The 1,572-nt window shown below is 41.0% G+C and carries 1 protein-coding gene; it reads left to right on the top strand.

All coding sequences use genetic code 11. The features are described 5' to 3' along the window. Window positions 1-171 precede the first annotated feature (171 nt). On the top strand, window positions 172-1,572 hold a 1,401-nt coding region (locus U9Q18_04115; protein ID MEA3313541.1), incomplete at its 3' end, for a phage/plasmid primase, P4 family.

Below are 1,572 nucleotides of genomic sequence, written 5' to 3'. Positions count from 1 at the left end.
AATAGCGGCGATGAAATTATATCTGGGAGGGGAAAATGAGTGAAAAGGGTGGTTACAGCTCCGCTGAAGTAGTAGATAGGGCACTGGAACTACTTCGGAAAATTAACAGGGGAGATGGAAAAAAGGAGGGGTGAAACCATACATAAAAAGAAAGAGAAAGGAGGGACGGTTGTGCAGAGAAAAAACACACCCGCAAATATAAAGGTTTCGTCGCAAAGGAAGGGTGTAACCTTCCGATGCTTGCGATGCGGTGCAGAAGTTGAATTGCCTGACACACCTCTCTTTCGAGTAAAAGGCTTCTGTAAGGAGTGCAATAGGGATACAATCTTCGAAAAAGTTGAGGCCGAGCCACCAATTGAACTATTTTTTGAAAATAAGGAGTTCATTCCTAAAAAGCTTGCCGACTTCATCATGGAGGACTACAGATTTATCACATTTGGCGATACCGACGAATTATATACCTACGAAAGGGGAATATATCGTTCAGGTGGGGAAAATTTAGTCAAAAGTTTGTGTGAAAAGTATCTGGGCAAAGAGAACAGCACATACAGAACGAACGAAGTTGTTAACCACATTAAGAGGGGCACTTACACAAGCAGGGATAAAATTGCTGATAATATAGAGTTGTTATGTATCGCCAACGGTATTTTAAACGTAAAAACTCTAGAATTGTTGCCCCACACACCCGATATCATATTCCTAAATAAAATCCCAGTCAATTATAATCCCGATGCTGACTGCCCAAAGATAAAACAGTTTTTCAAGGAGGTATGCTACCCAGAAGACATACCGACAATGCGGGAGCTCTTTGGCTATTGTCTGTATCGAGATTATCCCATCCACAGGGCTGCAATGTTTATAGGTGAGGGAAGTAACGGCAAGAGCAAAACGATTGGATTATTGCGGAAGTTTTTAGGACAAGAGAATGTAAGCAGCAAAGAATTAAGAGAGCTTGTATCAGATAGATTTGCAACTATTGAGTTATACGGAAAAATGGCAAATGTGTGTGCGGAAATAACTGCAGATGCATTAAGACGGACTGGGATATTCAAAGCTCTAACAGGCCAGGATTTAATAACTGCTGCTCGAAAGTTCAAGGGTTCCTTCTCCTTTGAAAATTATGCCAAACTGATATTTAGTGCAAACAAGTTGCCAATGTCAAGTGATAAATCGTATGCGTTTTACAGGCGGTGGATTTTGCTGTCATTCCCAAACACATTTGAGGGGGACAGGGCAGACCCGAATATTCTGGAAAAATTAGCAACACCTGAGGAGTTATCAGGATTGTTAAATTGGGCGTTAAATGGGTTAGATAGGTTACTAAAAAATGGCGATTTTACATATGGCAAAACAGTTGAGGAGGTGCAGGAACAGTATGAATCCCTGAGCGACCCAGTGTATGCTTACGTAAAGGAATTTTTGAAAGTTGAGATTGGGGAAGTGATAGTAAAGGATGAACTTTACGAGCATTATGTTAAATGGTGTAGGGAACGAAAACTCCCAGTAACAGCCAAAAATATGCTAACCAAGGAGCTGAGTAAGCATTTGCCCGAAATGAGAACTGACTATATC

The organism is Caldisericota bacterium, from assembly GCA_034717215.1.
GTDB lineage: Bacteria > Caldisericota > Caldisericia > Caldisericales > Caldisericaceae > UBA646.
The sequence above is the reverse complement of the archived record's forward strand: the minus strand, read 5'-3'. Positions and strand labels throughout refer to the sequence as shown.